The organism is Mesorhizobium sp. M7D.F.Ca.US.004.03.1.1 (assembly GCF_003998635.1).
GTDB lineage: Bacteria > Pseudomonadota > Alphaproteobacteria > Rhizobiales > Rhizobiaceae > Mesorhizobium > Mesorhizobium loti.
Map to the genome: position 1 here is coordinate 1 of NZ_RZQG01001036.1, position 1,958 is coordinate 1,958.

The window sequence follows — 1,958 nt, forward strand, 5'->3', positions numbered from 1 at the left end:
CCCTTGGCCTCCTCTGGCTCCAGATTCGAAAAAACGCCCGTGAGCAGATCCGCCCATTTCCGCTGCCCGGTCTCGCCGGCGATTTCGTCGTTGCGGATTTCGATCATCGCGCAGGGCAGCCCGCGCGAGCGCGCATGGCGTTCCAGCGTGAAATAGACGCGGTCGGCCGGCGAATAGGGCTCGTTGACGCCTACGGTGACACCGGCAAGCCGCTTCAGCGCCGATATCAGCGGTGCCGCCAACCGGCGATCCTCGTCATGGATGATGCCGATGTGCCAGGGCCGGTTCTTCCCCTTGAAGACCGGGGTGAAGGAGTGAATCGAGACCAGTCGTGTCTCCAGCCCCGCCGCCAACCGATCCTCGATGGTCTTCTCGATCGTGTCATGGAACGGGCGCCATGCAAGCGCGATACGCGCCTCCCGCTCGTCGACAGAGAGTCCCTGGTTCGCCGGGACAACGGTTCTCTCACTGACGCTGACACTCAATATGAGGTCAGGCGCATCGAGCGGACGGTTGCAGTCGATCACCAGCCGCGAAACGCAGGTCTCGACCAGCGTCGCGTCGAGCGCCTGCGCCATGCGGCGGGCAACCGGCAGCGCGCCTGGATCCCAGGCGATGTGACGGGACAGATCCTCGGCGGCAAGGCCGAGCGTACCGAATTCGGCGGGCAGGAAGTTCGAGGCGTGATCGCAGGTCAGCATGAAAGGGCTTGACCCGCCGGGGTTCGTCACCCTCACGGTATCAGACGATGCAAGGCTGGCGGGCCGTGCTTTCTCCATAGTCTGCCGTCCCCGGGGAGCGCTGTATCTTATGTTACGTATTTTGCCTCATTGCGTCCCTGTGGATGATTTCATACAGTTTGTCCGGCTTTGTCAAATGCGATTTCGGAAAAGACCATCGACCGAGCCAGGGGTGGGGAAAAGATGATTTCCAACATTGCCGAACTGATCGCCGACCGCATCGGCACGATGCCGGCCAGCGAACGGCGCGCGGCCCAGACGCTGATCGCTTCCTATCCAATGATCGGCCTGAAGACGGTGGCCGAATTCTCGGCCGCGTCCGGCGTTTCCTCGCCGACGATCCTGCGTTTCGTTGCCCGGCTGGGCTTCCAGAACTATCCGGAATTCCAGTCGAGCCTGCAGGACGAACTGGCGGCGCAACTGCAATCGCCGGCGACAAGGACGCTCAATCCGCCCTCGCCCGGCGGCGGCACGGTGTCGCCGATGCTGGAAGCAACGCTCGACAATATGCGCGAGACGTTCAGGCACCTGTCCGATAAGCAGCTTGCCGACATCGCCGCCCGGCTCGCCGACCGGCGCGGCAAGACCTTCCTGATCGGCGGCCGCTTCACCGATCCGCTGGCGCGTTACATGGCCGCCCACCTCGCCATCATTCAGCCTGATGTCTTTCACCTCGCCGGCCAGGAAAGCATGTGGCGCGACCGGCTGATCGACATGGGCAAGCGCGATGTGCTGGTGATCTTCGACATCAGGCGCTACCAGGACAGCCTCGTCCGCTTCGCCGAGAAGGCGCATCAGCGCGGCGTTCAGATCGTGCTGTTCACCGACCAGTGGCTGTCGCCGATCGCGCGTTTCGCTCGCCATGTCATCGCCGGACGAACCGCGGTGCCGTCGGCATGGGACTCTTCGGCCGCCCTGTTCGTCGTTGCGGAAACGCTGATCGGCGCCGTTACTCGCCAGCTGGAAGCAGAGGGCGCCAAACGCATCCGCGAGATGGAAAGTCTGCGTTAGGCTTCAAACGTTACGTATATTTAATGTGCGCAGTTACTGGAGAGTTGTCATAAGGACGCGATATCGGGGTGGCTTCTTGCCTTATAATAGCCTCGCTGCGTCTGCTTCTTTTCGGGAAACCGGTAGACGGAAGGATTGTTTTACCAACCGGAGTGCCGATGGCCGCCTGGAAACAGATACTTGTCGCGCTGGTGGTGCTGGTTGTGG

General features: G+C 62.2%; 3 protein-coding genes. 1 reads left to right on the forward strand and 2 read right to left on the reverse strand.

The genetic code is table 11. The features are described 5' to 3' along the window. Nucleotides 1-779 (reverse strand): N-formylglutamate amidohydrolase (locus EN935_RS33500; protein ID WP_127374099.1); only part of this gene is annotated, 779 nt, incomplete at its 3' end. A 144-nt stretch (nt 780-923) separates the two neighbouring features. Here EN935_RS33500 and EN935_RS33505 point away from each other — a divergent pair. After that, nucleotides 924-1,751, forward strand: coding sequence for a MurR/RpiR family transcriptional regulator (locus EN935_RS33505; RefSeq protein ID WP_109661214.1), 828 nt, complete (start codon nt 924-926; stop codon nt 1,749-1,751). Between the two features lie 10 nt (nt 1,752-1,761). On the opposite strand, the gene EN935_RS41575 is transcribed toward EN935_RS33505, so the two are convergent. Continuing rightward, the coding region (locus tag EN935_RS41575; protein ID WP_206534631.1) for a hypothetical protein at nt 1,762-1,958 on the reverse strand (197 nt) is incomplete at its 5' end.

Bases quoted from the DNA above. Each gene is read 5' to 3' on its own strand.
- EN935_RS33505 (WP_109661214.1), top strand. From the start codon at position 924: ATGATTTCCAACATTGCCGAACTGATCGCCGACCGCATCGGCACGATG.